The sequence below is a fragment of the Stutzerimonas zhaodongensis genome (assembly GCF_003696365.1).
Taxonomy (GTDB): Bacteria; Pseudomonadota; Gammaproteobacteria; order Pseudomonadales; family Pseudomonadaceae; genus Stutzerimonas; species Stutzerimonas zhaodongensis.
Map to the genome: position 1 here is coordinate 74,785 of NZ_RFFM01000007.1, position 21,298 is coordinate 96,082.

Sequence of the window (21,298 nt, forward strand, 5' to 3'; positions counted from 1 at the left end):
GCGCCACGCGCCGGTATAAGCAAATTATATGCCTGCCGACGAAGGCTTTGCCTAGCCCTAGATGAGCGTCCCGGTAGAAAAAATTGCAATCAAAGTCTGAATTCGTGTCCGAGGTAGACATCCTTCACCAACTGATTGGCAAGGATGGTTTCTGAACTTCCCTCGGCGATCAGCTGGCCGTCGTTGACGATGTATGCAGTTTCGCAGATGTCCAAAGTCTCTCGGACATTGTGATCGGTGATGAGAACGCCGATGCCCTTCGCCTTCAAGTGATGAATGATCTGTTTGATATCGCCAACCGATATCGGATCGACACCAGCGAAGGGCTCGTCGAGAAGGATGAACTTCGGTGCCGTGGCCAGCGCGCGGGCGATCTCAACACGCCGCCGTTCGCCCCCAGACAGGCTCATCCCGAGGCTGTCACGGATGTGGCTGATGTGGAATTCCTGCAACAGGCCTTCTAGTGCGTGCTGCCGTCCGCTGCGATCCAGATCCTTGCGCGTTTCCAGAATCGCCATGATGTTGTCCGCAACCGACAGTTTTCGAAAGATCGAAGCTTCCTGTGGCAGATAGCCAATGCCTGCCCTGGCACGGCCATGCATAGGGAGGTGCGTCACGTCATGATCATCAATCAGCACGCGGCCCTGATCAGCTTTTACCAGCCCGACGATCATGTAGAAACAGGTGGTCTTGCCTGCACCGTTGGGTCCCAGCAGGCCGACAATCTGCCCGCTTTCGATAGACAGGCTGACATCACGCACGACCTGCCGGCTTTTGTAGCTCTTGGCCAGATGCTGTGCCTTGAGAATCGCCATTACTCGGTCTGCTCCGCTGCCGGCTGATCTTTCTTGCGCGGCTGGATGACCATGTCGACCCGTGGGCGCGGCGTTGTAACTTCGGAGTTGGTAGCGCGGCCGGCGTTCACGATTTGCCGCTGGGTATCGTAAACGATTTTCTCGCCTTCGAAGGTATTGCCTTCCTGAACGACCTTAGCCTGATCGATCAGCACGATTCGCTCGTTCGCCGCGAAATACTGGATCGTCAACCCGTATGCCTTGACGATCTCCTTGTCCGCCGAGGGCTTCTGTTCGTAGTAAGCGGGTTTGCCGATGGAAGTGAATACCTCGACATCACCGTTACCGTTCTGCGTAATCGTGACCGTGTCGCCGGTGATTTTCATCGTGCCCTGCGTGATCACCACGTCACCACGATAGACGGCAACACCCTGGCGATCATCCAGTTCTGCCGTATCCGCCTGGACGCGAATTGGCTGGTTGCGATCCTCAGGTAGCGCGTGGGCGTTTGAGCCGAGCAAGAAGATGCTCAAACCGATCAGGAGGGGGAGAGTCTTAACGCAGCTCATGCTGGCCTCTTACATTGGATAGCAGGAGCATCCTGCCTTCGTCTAGATACGCTTTCATGCCCGTCGCGGTCGTCACGCCGTTTGCGGCGACGATTCTAACGGGTTGGCGGGTCTCGGCATAATCCTTCTCAGGTAGCACCGTCATTCGGCTGGACGTGACAACCGTCGGGCGTCCCTTGGCGTCGGTGCGCTCGATCCTGACATTGTCAATCAACTCTACCTCTTCACCCTGCGGCCCGACCTCGCCTCGGTCGCTGGTCACATGCCACGGTAGCTCCGTGCCTCGGTAAGAGCGGAGGTTAGGCTTGGTCAGCAGGCTGACATCGCTCGCCTTGATGTGCTCTACCCTCTCGGCGGTAAGCTCGTAGTTACGTTTCCCGTCCGTTTGGTACTGCACGGTTCGCGAGTTGATCACATAAAAATCGATCGGGGAGTCCTCGCCCCGGACTACCGGCGCTTCCTGCATGAAGCTTTCGGGGCGGATGTTCCAGTAGCCTACCGCTATCAGGAGTAGCGCGATCAGCAGCAGGACGGCAGGTACGCGGATTCTGCTCAGCATTGAAACCTCTAAAGATAAGCGGCCTGAGCGGCCTCAAGGCTGCCCTGGGCGCGCATGATCAACTCGCAGAATTCACGTGCCGCGCCTTCGCCGCCGCGAGCAGTGGTCACGCCATGGGCATGCTGGCGCACGAAGGCGTCAGCGCTGGCGACAGCCATGCCCAGGCCGACGCGGCGAATCACCGGCAGATCTGGCAAGTCATCACCCAGATAGGCGACTTCAGCGTAGTCCAGTCCAAGCTCGGTAATTAGTTCATCCAGCACCACGAGCTTGTCCTCGCGACCTTGATACAGATGTTGAATCCCCAGGTTCTGAGCCCTGCGCTCGACAACCGGAGTTTTGCGGCCGCTGATGATCGCGGTGCGTACCCCGGAGTTGATCAGCATCTTGATGCCATGCCCGTCGAGGGTGTTGAATGTCTTGAACTCGCTTCCATCGACGAGGAAATAGAGTTTGCCGTCCGTGAGGACGCCGTCGACATCGAAGATGGCCAGGCGAATATCGCGTGCACGTCGTAACAGGTCGTTCACTTACATCACTCCTGCGCGCAGCAAATCGTGCATGTTCAATGCACCAATGGGTCGGTCATGTTCGTCGACCACCACCAGGGAGTTGATTTTGTTGTCTTCCATTATCTTCAGCGCTTCGGCGGCCAGCATTTCAGCCTGTGCGGTCTTGCCGCGGATCGTCATGACTTGATCGATACTTGCCTGCCGCACATCTATGCCCTTGTCGAGGGTGCGACGCAAATCGCCATCTGTGAATATTCCGGCCAGTCTGCCGTCTGTCTCGACCACAGCGGTCATGCCCAGGCCTTTCTGTGTCATCTCAAGCAAAGCTTCGCGAAGCGGAGTGCCACGTTTGACCAGGGGAAGTCGCTCTCCGGCATGCATGACATGCTCGACTTTCAGCAGCAGGCGTCTGCCCAATGCCCCGCCTGGATGCGAGAAGGCAAAATCCTCGGCAGTGAAGCCGCGGGCTTCCAGCAATGCGATGGCCAATGCGTCTCCCAAAACCAGGCTTACGGTAGTTGACGAGGTCGGGGCAAGATTCAGCGGGCAGGCTTCGATGGCGACGCTTGCATCGATATTGACCTCCGCTGCTTTGGCCAGAACGGACTCTGGATTGCCGGTCATGCTAATCAATGTAATGCCCAGGCGCTTGATCAGAGGCAGCAGCGTAACGATTTCATTGGTGGTGCCCGAATTGGACAGGGCCAGCACCACGTCGTCCCGCGTGATCATGCCCATGTCACCATGGCTGGCTTCGGCCGGGTGCACGAAGAAAGCCGTAGTGCCAGTACTGGCGAGCGTAGCGGCGATCTTGTTACCGATATGACCTGACTTGCCCATGCCGACAACGACGACCCGGCCTTTGCACTGAAGGATGATCTCGCAGGCTTTTACGAAGTGATGGTCGATACGTGTTTTGAGTTGCTCGACCGCCTCGGTTTCCATGCGAATGGTGCGCTGGGCAGTCTCGATCAGCTGGCTGCTCTGGCTCATGTCGGTTTCATCGCCTGAATAAAGCGCGGGATTATAACGGCAAACCGGTTGCCGCTCACTGTAAAAGCATTCGTGCTGATCGTCGCACCTGAAGCTGAACTCCAGCTGAACAACTGTGTGCTAGGGCTGCAGGCGATGAAGCGCCCAGCTTGGGGTGCCTTCGGCGCAGTGCTATAGTTCGCGCCGCCAAAACGGCTCTGTGAAGTATCTCCGCACGATCGGAGGACGTCTGATTCGCAGGCTGTATCCGAGGAGATCCGATGAGCGCCGCCAACGCTAACGCCGTCGAGCTGAAGGGTGTCACTTTCCAGCGCGGCGAGCGGAGCATTTTCAATAACATCGATATTGTCATTCCGCGCGGGAAGGTGACGGCCATCATGGGGCCCTCCGGCTGCGGTAAGACCACGCTGCTGCGCCTGATTGCCGCTCAGCTCAAGCCTACCCGCGGAGAGGTGTGGGTGGCTGGAACCAATTTGCCGACACTGTCGCGTCGCGAGCTTTTCGAGATGCGCAAGCAGATGGGTGTGTTGTTTCAGAGCGGCGCATTGTTCACCGACCTCGACGTGTTCGAGAACGTTGCATTCCCGTTACGGGTGCATACGAAGCTGCCAGAAGAGATGATCCGTGACATCGTGCTGATGAAGCTGCAGGCGGTAGGACTGCGCGGCGCGATAGAGCTAATGCCCGATGAGCTGTCCGGTGGCATGAAGCGTCGCGTTGCGCTGGCGCGTGCGATAGCTCTTGATCCGCAGATACTCATGTATGACGAGCCGTTTGCGGGCCAGGATCCGATCGCCATGGGCGTGCTTGTGCAATTGATCCGTCTGCTCACCGATGCACTGGGTATTACCAGTATCGTGGTCTCTCACGATCTGGCTGAGACCGCGAGCATCGCCGATTACATTTATGTGGTTGGTGATGGACAGGTGCTGGGGCAGGGCACGCCGGCAGAACTGCACGAGTCCACAAACCCCCGGATCCGCCAATTCATGAAGGGCGCAGCGGACGGCCCTGTACCTTTCCATTTCCCGGCACCGGCTTATGCCGATGATCTGTTGCGAGGCGCCGATGCGTAAGCGTTCTGTGATCGAGCGAGTCAGGCTGCTGGGTGAGGGCGGGATGGACGTGTTGGCGGCGCAAGGCCGCGCGACCTTGTTTCTGTTTCATGCGCTGTTTGGTCAAAGCGGCCTGGATAACCGTTTCTCTCTGCTGGTGCGGCAGCTCTATTCGGTCGGAGTCCTTTCACTCGCGATCGTGGTCGTCTCGGGGATATTCATCGGCATGGTTTTAGCCCTTCAGGGCTACAGCATCCTCAGTAGCTACGGCTCCGAGCAAGCAGTCGGACAGATGGTCGCGCTTACGCTGCTTCGCGAGCTGGGCCCGGTTGTCACGGCGTTGCTATTTTCCGGGCGTGCCGGCTCGGCGCTGGCTGCCGAGATTGGCAATATGAAATCGACGGAGCAGCTTTCAAGCCTCGAGATGATCGGCGTCGACCCGCTGAAATACATCATCGCGCCGCGTCTGTGGGCAGGCTTCATCTCGCTTCCATTGCTGACGGTGATATTCAATGTCGTCGGCATCTGGGGCGGTGCGATGGTCGCTGTGGACTGGCTAGGGGTCTATGAAGGCTCTTTCTGGTCCAATATGCAGAACAGCGTTGTCTTTACTACAGACGTGCTCAACGGCGTTCTGAAAAGCGTCGTGTTCGCCGTTGTGGTTACCTGGATCGCTGTGTTTCAGGGTTACGACTGTGAGCCAACATCGGAAGGGATCAGTCGCGCCACCACCCGAACTGTGGTTTACGCCTCGCTGGCCGTACTTGGCCTCGACTTTATTTTGACCGCGTTGATGTTTGGAGATTTTTGATGCGTATCCGCACCCTGGAAATTGGTGTTGGCTTGTTCCTGCTCGCAGGGGTCCTCGCCTTGCTGCTCCTGTCGCTACGCGTTAGCGGGCTGAATGTCGCTAGCGCCGATACCTATAAGCTTTACGCCTATTTCGACAATATCGCTGGTCTGAGTGTCAGATCCAAAGTCACCATGGCTGGTGTGACGATCGGCAAGGTGACCGCGATCGATCTTGATCGCGAGAGCTACACGGGGCGAGTGACGCTGGAGGTTCAGAAGGATATCGATATCCTGCCAACTGACTCCACCGCGTCGATTCTCACGGCTGGCCTGCTGGGAGAAAAATATGTCGGCATCAGTGTCGGCGGCGAGGAGGAGACGCTAGGCGATGGCGATACCATTCGCGACACCCAGTCGTCCCTGGTGCTTGAAGAGCTGATCGGCAAATTCCTGCTCAATTCGGTCAATAAAGAATGAGGTGCACCTACATGATGACTGCCCTGCGTCGCGGCCTGCTGGTTCTGCTAGCGGCCCTGCCTATGTTTGCCCTTGCGGCCCCCAGCGCTCATGAAGTGATCCAGAAATCCACGGATGAGCTGTTGGCTGATCTCAAAGCCAACAAGGATCAGTACCGTCAGGATCCGAACGCATTTTATGAGTCGCTCAATGAGATCCTTGGCCCGGTTGTAGATGCCGAAGGCATCTCGCGCAGCATCATGACCGTGAAGTACTCGCGCAACGCCAGTCCTGAACAGATGACTCGCTTTCAGGAGAATTTTAAGCGCAGCCTAATGCAGTTCTATGGGAACGCCTTGCTGGAGTACAACAATCAGCAGATCCGCCTATTGCCAGCGAGTGGCAAGCAGGATCAGGAGCGCACCAGCGTTGGCATGGAGGTGACGGGCCGTCAGGGCGAGATCTATCCGGTTTCCTACACCATGGTTAATCACAATGGTGAATGGCTGGTGCGCAACGTGATCATCAACGGTATCAACATCGGCAAGCTGTTTCGTGATCAGTTCGCTGACGCCATGCAGAAGAACGGCAACGATCTGGACAAGACCATCGACGGGTGGGCGGAAGTCGTTGCACGTGCCAAGGACACCGAGGCTGGCCAGCGGGCGGCGGGCGATGAGTGAAGGTCGGGTTGAGCGGGGCGCAGGCGGCGAGATTCTGCTGGCCGGCGTGCTCGACTATCAGTCCGGCCCGGCATTACGTCGAGCTGGACAAGCCCTGGTCCGATCAGGCGAAGGGCAGCGGCTCGTAATCGACTGCTCAGCAGTAGAGAAATCAAGCAGCGTCGGGTTGTCGCTGCTGCTGTCATTTACTCGCGACGCCATGGCAGCGGGACGCGAAGTTTCCATTGTCGGGTTGCCCGGTGACATGCGCGAGATAGCACGTGTCTCTGGGCTTCTGAACGTGCTGGCCATCGACGACGAAGTACAGGGAGTCGCTTGATGCTGCGTTGGGCAGAGGCCACTCGCGTTAAAGTGCACGCCATTGCTGAATCGCTCGGCAATTTACTGGTCGAGACTTTCCACTACCTGGCGTTGTTCGCCATTGGTGCCGTAACCGCTTGGGCGGGACTGGTGGCATTTCTCGGGATGGTTGAAAAGGGCAGTATCAGTGTCGATGACATTCTGCTGCTCTTCATCTACCTTGAGCTTGGCGCGATGGTTGGCATCTACTTCAAGACCAACCACATGCCGGTGCGCTTCCTCATCTATGTAGCCATCACGGCTCTGACACGCTTGCTTATCTCGGACGTATCACATCACCATCGTCCAGACATGGGGGTCGTCTACATCTCCGGTGCCATTCTGCTTTTGGCGATAGCTATTCTAGTTGTGCGCTTTGCTTCTTCGAGATTCCCCGCAGCAACGGCAGGGTCGGGCTCTCGTACCCAGCGGTCAACCGATAGCGAAGCGGAGTCGATGGACTGAGTGAGCTTGTCACCGAGTTGACTTCAGGGTTCGCAGCCTTCGGGCTTTTTTGTATGATGGCGGGCCGCGCGCGTCCGGCGCCGATCGAGGTTGAACATGCAGGCCGTAGAAGTTAAGAATTTCCTGGAACAGAAGCTTTCGGGAGCCCAGGTGGAAGTCGAAGGCGAGGGCTGCAACTTCCAGCTGAACGTTATTAGCGACGAGTTGGCCGGCCTGAGCCCGGTCAAACGCCAGCAGCAGATATATGCGCATCTCAATCCATGGATTGCCGATGGCAGCATTCACGCTGTCACCATGAAGTTCTTTAGCCATGCCGATTGGCTTGCGCGCACCTGACCGCCATCCGCGACAGGCCTCTCTCAGCCGATACTTGACCACGAGGTCGGGTGTCGGCTCCTCATCGCCAGTGCTTCGAGCCTGCGTGTTACGGGAATATCCATGGATAAATTGATTATTACCGGCGGTGCCCGCCTCAATGGCGAGATTCGCATCTCCGGTGCAAAAAATTCCGCTCTGCCTATTCTGGCGGCCACTCTGCTAGCCGATACCCCAGTCACCGTCTGCAACTTGCCGCACTTGCACGACATTACCACCATGATCGAGCTGTTCGGTCGCATGGGCGTGCAGCCTGTCATCGATGAAAAGCTCAGCGTGGAAGTCGATGCGAGCAGCATTCAGACGCTTGTGGCTCCGTACGAGTTGGTCAAGACCATGCGCGCCTCGATCCTGGTGCTCGGCCCGATGGTTGCGCGCTTCGGCCAAGCAGAAGTTGCCCTGCCCGGCGGGTGTGCCATTGGTTCGCGGCCAGTCGATCTGCATATTCGTGGTCTTGAAGCGATGGGTGCGCAGATTGACGTGGAAGGCGGCTACATAAAGGCCAAGGCACCGGCTGGCGGTCTGCGCGGAGCGCATTTCTTCTTCGATATCGTCAGTGTGACCGGTACCGAGAACATCATGATGGCCGCGGCGCTCGCCAATGGCCGCAGCGTGCTGGAGAACGCGGCGCGTGAGCCGGAAGTGGTGGACTTGGCCAACTTCCTAAACGCCATGGGTGCTCAGATTACCGGTGCAGGTACCGACACCATCACCATCGATGGTGTAAAGCGATTGGGTGGTGGTCGCTATAGCGTCATGCCTGACCGTATCGAGACGGGCACCTATCTGGTTGCTGCGGCGGCAACTGGCGGCCGTGTGAAGCTCAAGGACACTGACGCGACCTTACTTGAGGCGGTGCTGCACAAGCTAGAGGAAGCCGGTGCATATATCGACACGGGCAGTAACTGGATCGAACTGGATATGAAGGGCAATCGCCCGAAGGCAGTGAACGTCCGCACGGCGCCTTATCCCGCCTTCCCGACCGATATGCAGGCGCAGTTCATAGCCATGAACGCCGTAGCGGAAGGCACCGGCACGGTCATCGAGACAGTGTTCGAAAACCGCTTCATGCACGTCTATGAAATGAACCGCATGGGTTCGCAGATCCTTGTCGAAGGCAACACAGCCATCGTGACCGGCGTATCCAGGTTGAAAGGCGCTCCTGTCATGGCGACCGATCTCCGTGCATCTGCAAGTCTGGTCATCGCTGGGCTTGTTGCAGAGGGGGACACTCTGATCGATCGCATTTACCACATCGACCGTGGTTATGAATGCATCGAAGAGAAGCTGCAGTTGCTGGGCGCCAAGATCCGCCGCGTACCGGGCTAGTCATCGCTACGGGTCGAAGCCGCCGGCCATAGAGCCGGCGGCTCTTGCTGATAACGGCGCTGGGGCCCTCGCCTGCGCCAGGGTCGCCATCAACAGGCTTCAAGGAACCACGTCCATGCTCACCATTGCCCTTTCCAAAGGCCGCATTCTTGACGATACCCTGCCGCTGCTGGCAGCCGCCGGGATCGTGCCCACGGAAAACCCTGAGAAAAGCCGCAAGCTGATCATTCCCACCACGCAGGACGATGTGCGTTTGCTGATCGTGCGCGCCACGGACGTGCCGACCTATGTCGAGCATGGCGCTGCAGATCTGGGGGTGGCGGGCAAAGACGTGCTGATGGAGTACGGCGGTCAGGGCCTGTACGAGCCGCTTGACCTGAAAATCGCCAATTGCAAGCTGATGACGGCAGGAAAGGTTGGCGCAGAAGAGCCCAAGGGGCGTCTACGGGTTGCCACCAAATTCGTCAATGTCGCCAAGCGCTATTACGCCGAACAAGGCCGCCAGGTGGACATCATCAAGCTATATGGCTCGATGGAGCTCGCACCACTGGTGGGGTTGGCCGACAAGATCATAGACGTCGTGGACACCGGTAACACGTTGCGGGCAAACGGGCTGGAGCCGCAGGAGCTGATCGCCATGATCAGTTCACGGCTGGTGGTCAACAAGGCCTCCATGAAAATGCAGCATGCGCGTATTCAAGCGCTGATCGATGCGCTGCAAGGTGCAATTTCACACCAAGCCTGAGTTCAGCCGGTCCGCTTACTGCCGGCTCGCTATCCGTGCCATAGCCTAAATTCTCAGGTGCCCGCACGGTTGGCTTGTTAATCTAGGGCGCCTGAAATCAGCCAGTCCGTATTTCCCATGAGGCCCGCCATGACTGCTCCCCTCGACATTCGCCGACTCAATGCCGCTGATCCAGAGTTCGCCCGACATCTGGATCACCTGCTGAGCTGGGAAAGCGTGTCCGATGAGGGCGTCAATCAGCGTGTTCTGGATATCATCAAAGCCGTACGCGAGCGCGGTGACGCGGCACTGGTAGAGCTGACCCAGCGTTTCGACGGCCTCGAGGTTGCGTCTATGGCCGATCTGATCCTGCCGCGCGAGCGCCTGGAGCTCGCGCTGACACGCATCAGTCAGGTGCAGCGCGAAGCGCTGGAAGCCGCAGCCGAGCGTGTACGCGTCTATCACGAGAGGCAGAAGCAGGACTCCTGGAGTTACACCGAAGCTGACGGCACGGTACTTGGGCAAAAGGTCACCCCGCTTGATCGGGCAGGACTGTACGTGCCAGGTGGCAAGGCTTCATACCCGTCATCGGTACTGATGAACGCCATCCCTGCCAAGGTTGCCGGTGTGCCGGAAGTTGTCATGGTGGTGCCCACTCCTCGCGGTGAAGTCAACGAACTGGTGCTGGCTGCAGCCTGTATCGCCGGCGTCGATCGAGTGTTCACCATTGGTGGCGCTCAGGCCGTTGCCGCGCTGGCCTATGGCACAGAGAGCGTGCCGCCTGTAGACAAGATCGTCGGGCCGGGCAATATCTATGTCGCTACGGCCAAGCGCCATGTGTTCGGCAAGGTCGGCATCGATATGATCGCCGGACCATCGGAGATACTGGTGGTGTGCGACGGGAAGACCGACCCTGATTGGATCGCCATGGATCTGTTCTCCCAGGCCGAGCACGACGAGGACGCGCAGTCGATTCTGGTCAGCCCGGACGCCGAGTTTCTTGATCGTGTCGCTGAAAGCATTTCGCGCCTGTTGCCAAGCCTCGAGCGTAGCGAGATCGCCCGCGCGTCGATCCTGGGCAGAGGCGCGCTGATTCAGGTCGCCGATATGCAGCAGGCGATTGATGTCGCCAACCGCATTGCGCCTGAGCACCTTGAGCTGTCGGTCGCAGATCCTGATCAGTGGCTGCCGCAAATTCGTCATGCGGGCGCGATTTTCATGGGTCGTTATACCGCTGAGGCGTTGGGCGACTACTGCGCGGGCCCCAATCATGTGTTGCCTACCTCTGGCACGGCGCGATTCTCTTCACCGCTGGGTGTTTACGATTTTCAGAAGCGTTCGTCGATCATCAATTGTTCGGCCGAGGGCGCATCCGAACTGGGCAAGATCGCTTCTGTGCTGGCTCGCGGCGAGTCGCTGACGGCTCACGCGCGTAGCGCCGAGTACCGAATCAAACAGTAATGCCGGGCACGCGTTAGTGCTTACAGCTTTGCTGACACTAGCAGGTGAGCAGGTCTTGCTCACCGTCGTCATCCGTCAGGTGCGCGCTACTGCAACTAACCTGCGGCTAATCGAATATTTCTGAGGAGAGAAGGGCAGATGAGCAAATTCTGGAGCCCCTTCGTCAAGGACCTAGTGCCCTATGTGCCAGGTGAGCAGCCCAAGTTGACCAACTTGGTCAAACTCAACACCAACGAAAATCCTTACGGCCCGTCGCCCCGGGCAATCGCTGCAATGCAGACCGAGCTAAACGACAATCTTCGGCTGTATCCCGACCCAAACGGTGAGCGCCTGAAACGAGCCGTTGCTGATTATTACGGCGTGCAACCGGCGCAGGTGTTTGTCGGAAATGGCTCGGATGAAGTGCTGGCCCATGCTTTTTACGGCCTGTTTCAGCACGGAAAGCCATTGTTGTTTCCCGACGTGAGTTACAGCTTTTATCCGGTTTACTGCGGGCTGTATGGCATCGCTTACGAGGCTGTAGCGCTGGACGAGCAGTTTCAGATCAATGTTGCGGATTACGCTCGGCCAAATGGGGGAATCATTTTTCCGAATCCAAATGCGCCGACCGGCCGCCTCCTTGCCCTAGACGCAATCGAGCGCCTTCTGCAGGCCAATACCGATTCGGTCGTACTGGTCGATGAGGCGTATATCGACTTTGGCGGCACGACGGCGATCTCGCTAGTAGATCGCTACCCCAACCTGCTGGTCACCCAGACATTGTCCAAGTCTCGGTCCCTGGCAGGGCTGCGCGTGGGGCTAGCTGTGGGCCACCCGGATCTGATCGAAGCGCTGGAACGCATCAAGAACAGCTTCAACTCCTACCCGCTTGATCGTGTTGCCATTGCAGGCGCTGCGGCGGCGTTCGAAGATCGTGACTACTTCGAGCGGAGCCGCCAGCAAGTGATCGTCAGTCGCGAATCCGTGTCCAGCGCGCTGCAGGAGTTAGGCTTCGAGGTGTTGCCATCGGCAGCTAATTTCATCTTTGCCCGTCATTCGCAACGCGACGCCGCTGAGCTTGCTGCAGGTCTGCGCGAGCATGGCGTTATCGTGCGGCACTTCAAGCAGCCGCGCATCGATCAGTTCCTGAGGATAACCATCGGAGCGCCGGAGCAGAATCAGGCGCTGCTTGATGCGCTGCGAGGGATTGTCTCATCCCCTGAGAGCTGAGTGGCTTATAGCGTATTGCTTGGCTCGATTGACGACCGCGCATCACGCCGAAACGGTGCGCGGCTATTTAAGAATGTGAGCGACCCTAGAAGGCTTCGCCAGCACCACCTGCCTTACTTAGGCGCCTTCTCAACCAGTGGACGCATTCCAACCTCAGCCGTCAACGTCATGGGCTTGCCGTTACGCAGGATGTCGATATCGATCTCATCACCCGGCCGCACTCGGGCAACCTGGTTCATGGAGCTGCGGCCATCGCTTGCCTGGTGGCCGTCGATGCTGAGAATCAAATCGCCCGGTAACAGACCTGCCCGTTCGGCTGGGCCGTCGCGGTAGACGCCTGCAACCACAATACCTGGGCGTCCGGCTTGGCCGAAAGACTCCGCCAGTTCCGGCGTTAGCGATTGAACCTCGACGCCTAGCCAGCCGCGGATAACCTGGCCGTGATCGACAATGGATTTCATCACGTCCATGGCCAGCTTCACCGGGATCGCAAATCCAATGCCCTGTGAGCCTCCCGATTCGGAGATGATTGCCGTATTAATGCCGATCAGATGGCCGGCCGTATCGACCAGCGCGCCGCCGGAATTCCCTCGGTTGATGGCCGCATCGGTCTGAATGAAGTCCTCGTACGTGTTGAGCCCCAGCTGGTTGCGCCCGGTCGCGCTGATGATGCCCATAGTTACCGTCTGGCCCACGCCGAACGGGTTGCCAATCGCCAGCGTCACGTCGCCGATACGGATACCGTCTGATTGGCCGATGGTAATCGCGGGCAGGTCCGCAAGATCTATCTTGAGCACAGCAAGGTCAGTTTCGGGGTCGCTGCCGATCACCCGAGCGAGGGTTTCCCGGCCGTCGCGCAACGCCACGACGATCTGTTCCGCGTTCGCGGTCACGTGGTTATTGGTCAGCAGGTAGCCTTCCGGACTCATGATTACCGCTGAACCCAGGCTCGACTCCATCCTGCGTTGCCGCGGCAGGCTATCGCCATAGAAGCGCCGGAACAACGGGTCATCCTTGAGCATGGGCGCCTTGCTCGAATTGTCGATCACCTTGGTGGTGTACAGGTTGGCAACGGCAGGCGCTGCGCTGCTCACCGCGTTAGCGTACGAGTAAGGGCCTTGCTGAGGTATGCCCACCACTGGTGCTTGTTGGAGGGTGTAAGCAGGCTCGCCGCCCAGGCCTACCAGATGCGGGTAGCGCTGAATGATCAGCAGGGCCACCAACAGGCCTACAAGCAACGGCCAGCCAAGAAAACGCAGGGCATTGATCATCGCAGTTGAGAATCCGGACAAGTTGCGGAGGGCGATAGCGGCCCTTAAGGTGGCGGCATTATACGAAGCTGGTAGCGAAATGCAGCCTCGCCGAACGCGAATCTGTCCGGCACGCGCCGTGCGGCTTAATCCGCATCGCTTTGCCCGCCCGCTTCTGTTGATTTCCGCCTTTTCGACGGACCTGAGGCATCTAGAATTTCACCAAGAGGATCTTGCATGGCCGTTGCGCTGACTACCCTGGTCGAAGAAACAGACCGATATCTGAATGCCGTGAAGATCGCTGACTATTGCCCTAACGGTTTGCAGGTAGAGGGCCGCCCGCAGGTGCAGCGCATTGTCAGTGGTGTTACCGCAAGTCAGGCGTTACTAGACGCAGCGGTCGAGGCTCGTGCTGACGTGGTGCTCGTGCACCACGGTTACTTCTGGAAGAACGAAGACCCACGCGTAGTGGGTATCAAGCAGCGGCGCCTGAAGACGTTGCTCAGCAACGACATCAGCCTGCTCGCCTACCATCTGCCGCTCGATGTGCACCCCGAAGTGGGCAACAACATTCAGTTGGCGCGGGTGCTGGGGTTGACTGTAGAAGGCGCGCTGGAGCCAGACAACCCTCGCTCCGTTGGACTTGTCGGCTCGCTGGAGCCGCCACTGTCGCCGTCCGATTTCATGCAACGAGTTCGTTCTTCGCTCGGGCGTGAACCCTTGATGATTGAAGGGCCTGACCTAATCAAGCGCATCGCCTGGTGCACCGGCGGCGCTCAGGGGTATATCGAGCAAGCTGTCGCCGCTGGTGTAGATGCTTACCTCACCGGGGAGGTATCGGAGCCTACCGTGCATATCGCGCGGGAAAATGGGCTTAGCTTCTTTGCCGCGGGGCACCACGCCACCGAGCGTTACGGCGTCCAAGCTTTGGGTGAGTACCTGGCGAAGCGGTTTGCGATTGAGCACCTTTTCATCGATTGCCCAAACCCGGCTTGAGGGATTTGTGGAATGGGCTAGAAGGAGGGTATTCAGCTTGGTGATGTCCTTTGCGACGGCATAAACCTAGAGCATTTAGATCTAAGTAGCGTCCTGATTAGAATTTTGTGCCGTGTTAAAGTTGCGCCCTCGTTCCGGCTGAGCCGGCCGTCCACCTGCAAATTCGTGAGTAGCCATGGTCGACAAACTGACGCATCTGAAACAGCTGGAGGCGGAAAGCATCCACATCATCCGTGAGGTGGCCGCCGAATTCGATAATCCGGTGATGCTCTATTCCATCGGCAAGGATTCGGCCGTGATGCTGCATCTGGCGCGCAAGGCTTTTTTTCCCGGTCGTTTGCCGTTTCCCGTGATGCATGTCGACACGCGTTGGAAATTCCAAGAAATGTACCGCTTCCGCGAGAAGATGGTCACCGAGATGGATCTGGACTTGATCACGCACATCAATCCGGACGGTGTGGCGCAGAACATCAACCCCTTCACGCACGGCAGCGCCAAGCACACCGACATCATGAAGACCGAGGGCTTGAAGCAGGCACTGGACAAGCATGGTTTCGATGCGGCGTTCGGTGGCGCTCGGCGTGACGAAGAGAAGTCCCGCGCCAAGGAGCGCGTGTACTCCTTCCGCGACAGCAAACATCGCTGGGACCCCAAGAACCAGCGTCCTGAACTCTGGAACGTCTATAACGGCAACGTGAAGAAAGGCGAGTCCATTCGGGTCTTCCCACTGTCGAACTGGACCGAGCTGGATATCTGGCAGTACATCTATCTCGAGCAGATCCCTATCGTGCCGTTGTACTTCGCAGCAGAGCGAGAAGTCATCGAGAAGAACGGCACCTTGATCATGATCGATGACGATCGCATCCTCGAGCACCTCAGTGATGAGGAAAAAGGCCGCATCGAGAAGCGTATGGTCCGCTTCCGTACCCTTGGCTGCTACCCGCTGACCGGCGCGGTGGAGTCCACGGCTACCAGCCTTCCGGAGATCATCCAGGAAATGCTCCTGACGCGTACTTCCGAACGTCAGGGCCGCGTCATCGACCATGATGGCGCAGGTTCGATGGAAGAAAAGAAACGTCAGGGCTACTTCTAAGGATTCCGCACCATGTCTCATCAGTCTGATTTGATCAGCGAGGACATCCTCGCGTACCTGGCCCAGCACGAACGCAAAGAGCTGCTGCGCTTTCTCACCTGCGGCAACGTCGACGACGGCAAGAGCACCTTGATCGGCCGCCTGCTGCACGACTCGAAGATGATCTATGAAGATCACCTCGAAGCCATCACCCGCGACTCGAAGAAGTCAGGCACCACGGGCGATGACGTTGACCTGGCGCTGCTGGTTGACGGCCTGCAGGCCGAGCGCGAGCAGGGCATCACCATCGATGTCGCCTACCGCTATTTCTCCACTGCCAAGCGCAAGTTCATCATCGCCGACACACCCGGCCATGAGCAGTACACGCGCAACATGGCCACCGGCGCATCCACCTGCGACCTGGCGATCATCCTGGTCGACGCCCGCTATGGCGTGCAGACCCAGACCAAGCGCCACAGCTTCATCACCTCGCTGCTGGGCATCAAGCACATCGTCGTTGCCATCAACAAAATGGACCTGATGGACTTCGACCAGTCAGTGTTCGAGCGAATCAAGGCCGACTACCTGGCTTTCGCTGACCGCATCGAGCTCAAGCCTTCGTCGCTGTACTTCGTGCCGATGTCGGCATTGAAGGGCGACAACGTAGTCAATCGTTCCGAGCGGGCGCCCTGGTATGACGGGCAGTCGCTGATGGAGATCCTCGAAAGCGTCGAGATCGCTGGCGACCGCAACTTCGATGACCTGCGCTTCCCCGTGCAATACGTCAACCGCCCCAACCTCAACTTCCGCGGCTTTGCCGGCACGCTCGCCAGCGGGGTCGTGCGCAAGGGCGACGAGGTCGTCGTACTGCCATCCGGTAAGCGCAGCACCGTAAAATCCATCGTCACCTATGATGGCGAGCTGGAGCAGGCCACGCCAGGCGAAGCTATAACGCTGACCCTGGAAGATGAGATCGACGTGTCACGCGGCGACATGCTGGTACACGCCGACAACCAGCCACGCATCACTGACGGTTTCGACGCCATGCTGGTTTGGATGGCTGAGGAACCGATGCTGCCGGGCAAGAAATACGACATCAAGCGCGCCACCAGCTATGTGCCTGGCTCCATCGCCAGCATTACGCATCGTATCGATGTGAACACCCTGGAGCATGGTGCTGCGAGCAGCCTGCAGCTCAACGAGATCGGCCGGGTCAAAGTCAGCCTCGACGCCCCGATTGCACTGGATGGCTATGCGCAGAACCGCACCACCGGTTCCTTCATCATCATTGACCGCCTCACCAATGGCACAGTTGGCGCGGGCATGATCATCGCCGACCCGGTCGCCCATGGCACCTCGGGTCACCATGGCGCGCTGGCTCACGTATCGACCGAAGAGCGGGCAAGCCGTTTCGGCCAGCAGCCCGCTACCGTACTGTTCACTGGTCTGTCCGGAGCAGGCAAGAGCACGTTGGCCTATGCAATTGAACGTAAGTTGTTCGACATGGGCCGTGCGGTGTACGTACTGGACGGCCAGAACCTTCGGCACGACTTGAATAAGGGCCTACCGCAGGACCGCGCCGGCCGTACCGAAAACTGGCGCCGCGCCGCGCATGTGGCGCGTCAGTTCAACGAGGCTGGCCTGATTACATTGGCAGCCTTCGTCGCGCCGGATGCCGAAGGCCGCGAACAGGCCAAGGCGTTGATCGGGACTGACCGGACCATTACCGTCTACGTTCAGGCTTCACCACATACCTGCCAGCAGCGCGATCCCCAGGGACTGTATGCGGCAGGTGGGGACAATATCCCGGGTGAATCCTTCCCCTACGATGTGCCCGGGAATACTGATGTGGTGATTGATACCGAGTCGCTGACGGTGGAAGAGGGGGCTAAGCTGGTCATCGACTTCTTGCGCAAACGCGGCGTAATTTAGGCAACCGTGTGACATCAAATGCCCTGCTTATGCAGGGCGTTTTTGTTTGAACGCAGCACCAAGAAGCGCTTCGCCGATTTGTGCTGCCCAGCGATCCGGCGATTTGCGATGCAGCCAACGTAGGTTGGATTAGCCGAAGGCGTAATCCGACGTTCAGGTGGTGGGAGAAGTTGCGGTGTTAGGGAGACAGGTGCAGTCGACTCGTGGTAAACGAGTGAAGCGCCTCTGGCGATTCCATCCTACGAAAATCGACCCGCGATACTGCGATCGTTTCCGGGCAGCAAGAGCTTCGTGTCACCCGCCCAGTCGGCAGGGTACAGGCCAGCGCGAACGACGATGAAAGCTCGAATAGGGCCAATCCCCCACCCGCTGAACCAAGCCAGGCTTGAGCGGGTTAACGTATACGTAGTCGACGTGCCGTTGGAAGTCATCTTCGCTGCGGATGAGGTGCTCCCAATAGCGCCGCTGCCAGATGCCGCGCTCCCCTCTCTGCAGGCGCACTGCTGACCGATATTCATCAGCGGGCAACGAGCGGGAGAAGAAAGTTTTGATCAACCGCCAACGCAGAGAGTAGGCCGCGTCAGCCGGCGGCAGTGTCCAGACACAATGCATATGCTCGGGCAGCACCACCCAGGCGTCGATGGTAAAGGGATGCAGCCTATGCACGCGCCGGACGGAAGCGCGCAGCACATCGATATGCCGTACCAGCAGATCGTTGTTGCGCCGTTGCAATAGGTTCACAGTAAAAAACCAGCTCGCCTGGGGCACGATTGCTCGACGATAATTAGGCATCCTTGCCTCTCCGACGTTTGGAATGAGCCCGAAGTGTAGGCGGGATCATTCACAGGCGATGTGCCCCGATTCGCGGTAAACGACGGAAGCGCCTTCGGCGATTCCATCCTACGAAAGCGGTGCGGCTTACCGGGTGCCCAGCCATATTAGGTTGGATTAGCCGAAGGCGTAATCCGACGTTCAAATGGGTGGGTGGGTGGGTGGGTGGGTGCGGTTGCGACGTTGGGTGGTGGATGCAGCAGTTCGCGGTAACCGACGGAAGCGCCTCCGGCGATTCCATCATACGAAAAGTGATCCGCCGTACCGGGCGTAGCCGAATGCGTATTCCGACGATCGAGAAGCACGGAGCAATTTCAGTGTTTGGAAGACGTGGCCCATCCGCGGGAAGCGATGGAAGCGCCTCTGGCGATACCCTCTTACGGAAGACGATTCACCGTATCGGCGGCCCGCAAACGGCAAAACGCCCCGCACGAAGGCGAGGCGTTTAGTTTGCAATGGCGGAGCGATTTTGATGAGCGACGGATTACGCTTCGCTAATCCATCTTACGAATTGATCCGCCTTACCGTGTTAGTTCTTAACATAACCGGCAGACAGACAGTTTCCGCTGTAAGTCCATTGTAGAGCTTCACCTTTTGCTGTCGGTGTCAGTGTGCAAGTTTCAGTTGTTGCAATGCCTTTGTAGGCGTTTGGGGTCGCCACAATCACGCCGTCTGCCAAGGTGAGTGAGTTGAAGGCTTTATCTGTACTCGCAGCAGGTACAGCGGGAATACCGCCAACTCCGGCATCACAGGTCGCAATTTTGGTTGCGAAGTCAGCGCCAGCCGCGTCCACATAGCAAAGGTCAACAGCCAGCTTGTATGGCGCCATCGCGCCGATCACCTCAGTGTAGGCAGCTTTCTTGGTGTAGTTTTGATAAGCGGGCAATGCCACTGCAGCCAAAATGCCGATAATCGCCACAACGATCATCAGTTCAATCAGAGTAAAACCTTTTTGCATCTGAGCTTTCATGTGTTTCTCCTTGAAATGTTCAGGCAGTTGAGCCTGCTCTTCCTGATGCAGCCGGCGTGCCAACTTTTCCAGCCCACGATTTCCGCGGTCCCGCACAGCAATGTGAACCATGCACGCTGCCTGGATTCGCGCCCTTCTGACAATATTCGTCACCATGCTAGACGCCGTTTGGCACCCTCTGCTATCTGCGCTATAAGGCGTGGCATTAATACGGGGAAACCATGCCCATGACTGACAATATTGCCCTATCCGGCCTCGCCAAGCAGATGGTGCTGACCGGTCTACTAGACGACAAGACGGCGCAGCAAGCGCAACAGCAGGCAGCACGTAACAAGCTGTCGTTGGTTACCTATGTCGTTCAGAACAAGTTGGCCAAAGGCCGTGCCGTGGCGGAACTCGCTTCTGACCAGTTCGGCGTGGCCTTGCTGGACCTTGCTGCGCTTGACAAGGAGTCGCTGCCTAAAGAGTTAGTCAGCGAGAAGCTGGCGAGGCAGCACCGTGTCTTGCCGCTCTCCAAGCGCGGTACAAAGTTATATGTCGCTATTTCGGACCCTGCCAATCATCAGGCGATCACCGACATACAGTTCAGCTCCGGGCTATCGATCGAATCGATCCTAGTCGAGGACGACAAACTTGGCGATGCAATTGACAAGCTGTATGACAGCGGCACGACTGGACTAGAAGACCTGGGTGAGGTCGATCTGGATGGCGTGGATGTCGAGACAGTCAGCGATGATGGAAAAAATGAGGAGGGCGGCGAGGCGGCGGACGACGCCCCGGTCGTGCGCTTCGTCAATAAAATGCTGCTCGACGCCATTCGTGGTGGCTCATCTGACCTGCATTTCGAACCTTATGAGAAAGCATTTCGCGTACGGCTGCGGACCGATGGCATTCTGCACGAGGTTGCACGCCCACCGATTCAACTGGCGCCTCGCATCTCTGCGCGTCTCAAGGTAATGGCGGGGCTGGACATATCCGAGCGTCGCAAGCCGCAGGACGGTCGGATCAAGATGAAACTGTCCAAGACAAAGGCCATCGACTTCCGTGTTAACACCTTGCCGACCTTGTGGGGCGAAAAGATCGTGATGCGGATTCTTGACCCCTCCAGTGCACAAATGGGTATCGATGCGCTGGGCTACGAAGAGGACCAGAAAGAGCTCTACATGAATGCCCTCAAGCAACCGCAGGGCATGATCCTCGTGACCGGGCCGACGGGTTCGGGCAAGACGGTATCCCTTTACACCGGCCTCAACATCCTCAACACGGTGGATGTGAACATCTCGACCGCTGAAGACCCTGTCGAGATCAATCTTGAGGGCATCAATCAGGTCAACGTCAATCCGCGTCAAGGAATGGATTTCTCCCAGGCATTACGCGCGTTTCTGCGTCAGGATCCGGACATCATCATGGTCGGCGAGATTCGCGACTTGGAAACAGCCGAGATCGCCATTAAGGCGGCGCAGACAGGCCATATGGTGATGTCGACGCTGCACACAAACAGCGCTGCGGAAACGCTGACTCGCCTGCGCAACATGGGGGTGGCAGCCTTCAACATCGCGACCTCTGTGAACCTGATCATTGCTCAAAGATTGGCGCGAAAGCTCTGTAACAGCTGCAAGAAAGAAGTAGATTTGCCCCGTGAGGCTCTACTGGAAGAGGGCTTCCCTGCCGATAAGGTCGGAAGCTTCAAGATTTACGGTCCGATAGGCTGCGAAAATTGTAAAGGCGGATACAAAGGCCGTGTCGGTATTTATGAAGTGGTTAAAAACACGCCGGCACTGGCCAGGATTATCATGGAAGACGGCAACTCCATCGACATTTCCACCCAGATGCGTAAAGACGGCTTCAACGATCTGCGTACTTCGGCTCTAGTTAAAGCCATGCAGGGCGTGACCAGCCTGGAAGAAGTCAACCGGGTGACCAAGGACTAAC

General features: G+C 58.0%; 22 protein-coding genes and 1 pseudogene. 15 read left to right on the forward strand and 8 right to left on the reverse strand.

The window, feature by feature from the left end:
• Positions 1-89: 89 nt before the first annotated feature.
• Genes lptB through EA797_RS19450 form a run of 5 tightly spaced genes read right to left on the reverse strand, consistent with a single transcriptional unit; the run spans position 90 to position 3,427 of the window.
• Complete coding sequence (lptB, locus tag EA797_RS19430) at positions 90-815, reverse strand: LPS export ABC transporter ATP-binding protein (RefSeq protein WP_122168264.1); 726 nt, start codon at positions 813-815, stop codon at positions 90-92.
• Entirely contained in the window at positions 815-1,363 is a 549-nt protein-coding gene (lptA, locus tag EA797_RS19435; RefSeq protein WP_122168266.1) for a lipopolysaccharide transport periplasmic protein LptA, read from the reverse strand. Before lptA ends, lptB begins: the two co-directional genes overlap by 1 nt.
• Entirely contained in the window at positions 1,350-1,922 is a 573-nt protein-coding gene (gene lptC, locus EA797_RS19440) for an LPS export ABC transporter periplasmic protein LptC (protein ID WP_122168268.1), read from the reverse strand. The genes lptA and lptC overlap by 14 nt, the downstream gene beginning before the upstream one ends.
• A gap of 8 nt (positions 1,923-1,930) precedes the next feature.
• Positions 1,931-2,452, reverse strand: a complete 522-nt coding sequence (locus tag EA797_RS19445; protein ID WP_122168270.1) for a KdsC family phosphatase — start codon at positions 2,450-2,452, stop codon at positions 1,931-1,933.
• Positions 2,453-3,427 (reverse strand): KpsF/GutQ family sugar-phosphate isomerase, encoded by a 975-nt coding sequence (locus tag EA797_RS19450; RefSeq protein WP_122168272.1) that lies wholly within the window; start codon positions 3,425-3,427, stop codon positions 2,453-2,455. It abuts the gene before it with no gap.
• Between the two features lie 260 nt (positions 3,428-3,687).
• On the opposite strand from EA797_RS19450, the gene EA797_RS19455 reads away from it, so the two are divergent.
• The 11 genes from EA797_RS19455 (at position 3,688) to hisC (ending at position 12,315) form a co-directional block, all read left to right on the forward strand.
• Entirely contained in the window at positions 3,688-4,503 is an 816-nt protein-coding gene (locus tag EA797_RS19455; protein ID WP_122168274.1) for an ATP-binding cassette domain-containing protein, read from the forward strand.
• On the forward strand, positions 4,496-5,293 hold the full coding sequence (gene mlaE, locus EA797_RS19460; RefSeq protein ID WP_122168275.1) for a lipid asymmetry maintenance ABC transporter permease subunit MlaE: 798 nt from the start codon (positions 4,496-4,498) through the stop codon (positions 5,291-5,293). Before EA797_RS19455 ends, mlaE begins: the two co-directional genes overlap by 8 nt.
• Positions 5,293-5,751: an outer membrane lipid asymmetry maintenance protein MlaD gene (gene mlaD / locus EA797_RS19465; RefSeq protein ID WP_122168277.1), complete on the forward strand. Its 459-nt coding sequence runs from the start codon at positions 5,293-5,295 to the stop codon at positions 5,749-5,751. The genes mlaE and mlaD overlap by 1 nt, the downstream gene beginning before the upstream one ends.
• A gap of 11 nt (positions 5,752-5,762) precedes the next feature.
• Positions 5,763-6,413 (forward strand): MlaC/ttg2D family ABC transporter substrate-binding protein, encoded by a 651-nt coding sequence (locus tag EA797_RS19470; protein WP_122168279.1) that lies wholly within the window; start codon positions 5,763-5,765, stop codon positions 6,411-6,413.
• Positions 6,406-6,732: an STAS domain-containing protein gene (locus EA797_RS19475; RefSeq protein WP_122168281.1), complete on the forward strand. Its 327-nt coding sequence runs from the start codon at positions 6,406-6,408 to the stop codon at positions 6,730-6,732. The genes EA797_RS19470 and EA797_RS19475 overlap by 8 nt, the downstream gene beginning before the upstream one ends.
• Positions 6,729-7,217 carry a phosphate-starvation-inducible protein PsiE gene (locus EA797_RS19480; protein ID WP_122168283.1) on the forward strand — a complete coding sequence of 163 codons (489 nt, stop codon included), beginning with the start codon at positions 6,729-6,731 and terminating at the stop codon, positions 7,215-7,217. Before EA797_RS19475 ends, EA797_RS19480 begins: the two co-directional genes overlap by 4 nt.
• A 96-nt stretch (positions 7,218-7,313) precedes the next feature.
• The gene (locus tag EA797_RS19485; protein WP_122168285.1) at positions 7,314-7,553 is read left to right on the forward strand and encodes a BolA family protein; all 240 of its coding nucleotides are present in this window, start codon (positions 7,314-7,316) and stop codon (positions 7,551-7,553) included.
• A 102-nt stretch (positions 7,554-7,655) separates the two neighbouring features.
• Positions 7,656-8,921 (forward strand): UDP-N-acetylglucosamine 1-carboxyvinyltransferase, encoded by a 1,266-nt coding sequence (gene murA / locus EA797_RS19490; protein WP_122168287.1) that lies wholly within the window; start codon positions 7,656-7,658, stop codon positions 8,919-8,921.
• 115 nt (positions 8,922-9,036) lie between these two features.
• The gene (gene hisG, locus EA797_RS19495) at positions 9,037-9,666 is read left to right on the forward strand and encodes an ATP phosphoribosyltransferase (RefSeq protein ID WP_122168289.1); all 630 of its coding nucleotides are present in this window, start codon (positions 9,037-9,039) and stop codon (positions 9,664-9,666) included.
• A gap of 129 nt (positions 9,667-9,795) precedes the next feature.
• Positions 9,796-11,106 (forward strand): histidinol dehydrogenase, encoded by a 1,311-nt coding sequence (hisD, locus tag EA797_RS19500; protein ID WP_122168291.1) that lies wholly within the window; start codon positions 9,796-9,798, stop codon positions 11,104-11,106.
• Positions 11,107-11,244: 138 nt separating this feature from the next.
• Complete coding sequence (gene hisC / locus EA797_RS19505) at positions 11,245-12,315, forward strand: histidinol-phosphate transaminase (RefSeq protein WP_122168293.1); 1,071 nt, start codon at positions 11,245-11,247, stop codon at positions 12,313-12,315.
• Positions 12,316-12,428: 113 nt separating this feature from the next.
• Here hisC and algW read toward each other — a convergent pair whose 3' ends face one another.
• The gene (algW, locus tag EA797_RS19510) at positions 12,429-13,586 is read right to left on the reverse strand and encodes a Do family serine endopeptidase AlgW (RefSeq protein ID WP_122168295.1); all 1,158 of its coding nucleotides are present in this window, start codon (positions 13,584-13,586) and stop codon (positions 12,429-12,431) included.
• Positions 13,587-13,802: 216 nt separating this feature from the next.
• On the opposite strand from algW, the gene EA797_RS19515 reads away from it, so the two are divergent.
• The 3 genes from EA797_RS19515 (at position 13,803) to cysN (ending at position 17,565) form a co-directional block, all read left to right on the forward strand.
• A complete protein-coding gene (locus EA797_RS19515; protein ID WP_122168297.1) occupies positions 13,803-14,561 on the forward strand; it encodes a Nif3-like dinuclear metal center hexameric protein in 759 nt (252 codons plus the stop codon).
• A 175-nt stretch (positions 14,562-14,736) separates the two neighbouring features.
• A complete protein-coding gene (gene cysD, locus EA797_RS19520; protein ID WP_122168299.1) occupies positions 14,737-15,654 on the forward strand; it encodes a sulfate adenylyltransferase subunit CysD in 918 nt (305 codons plus the stop codon).
• A gap of 12 nt (positions 15,655-15,666) precedes the next feature.
• Positions 15,667-17,565, forward strand: coding sequence for a sulfate adenylyltransferase subunit CysN (gene cysN, locus EA797_RS19525; protein WP_122168301.1), 1,899 nt, complete (start codon positions 15,667-15,669; stop codon positions 17,563-17,565).
• Between the two features lie 239 nt (positions 17,566-17,804).
• Here the strand turns inward: cysN and EA797_RS19530 are convergent.
• Together EA797_RS19530 and EA797_RS19535 are read right to left on the reverse strand one after the other, a co-directional pair.
• Positions 17,805-18,357, reverse strand: a pseudogene (locus tag EA797_RS19530) (REP-associated tyrosine transposase).
• Between the two features lie 568 nt (positions 18,358-18,925).
• Positions 18,926-19,366, reverse strand: coding sequence for a pilin (locus EA797_RS19535; RefSeq protein ID WP_122168429.1), 441 nt, complete (start codon positions 19,364-19,366; stop codon positions 18,926-18,928).
• A gap of 227 nt (positions 19,367-19,593) precedes the next feature.
• Between EA797_RS19535 and pilB the strand changes: the two genes are divergently transcribed.
• Positions 19,594-21,297, forward strand: coding sequence for a type IV-A pilus assembly ATPase PilB (gene pilB, locus EA797_RS19540; RefSeq protein ID WP_122168303.1), 1,704 nt, complete (start codon positions 19,594-19,596; stop codon positions 21,295-21,297).
• The last annotated feature ends 1 nt before the right edge of the window (position 21,298 follow it).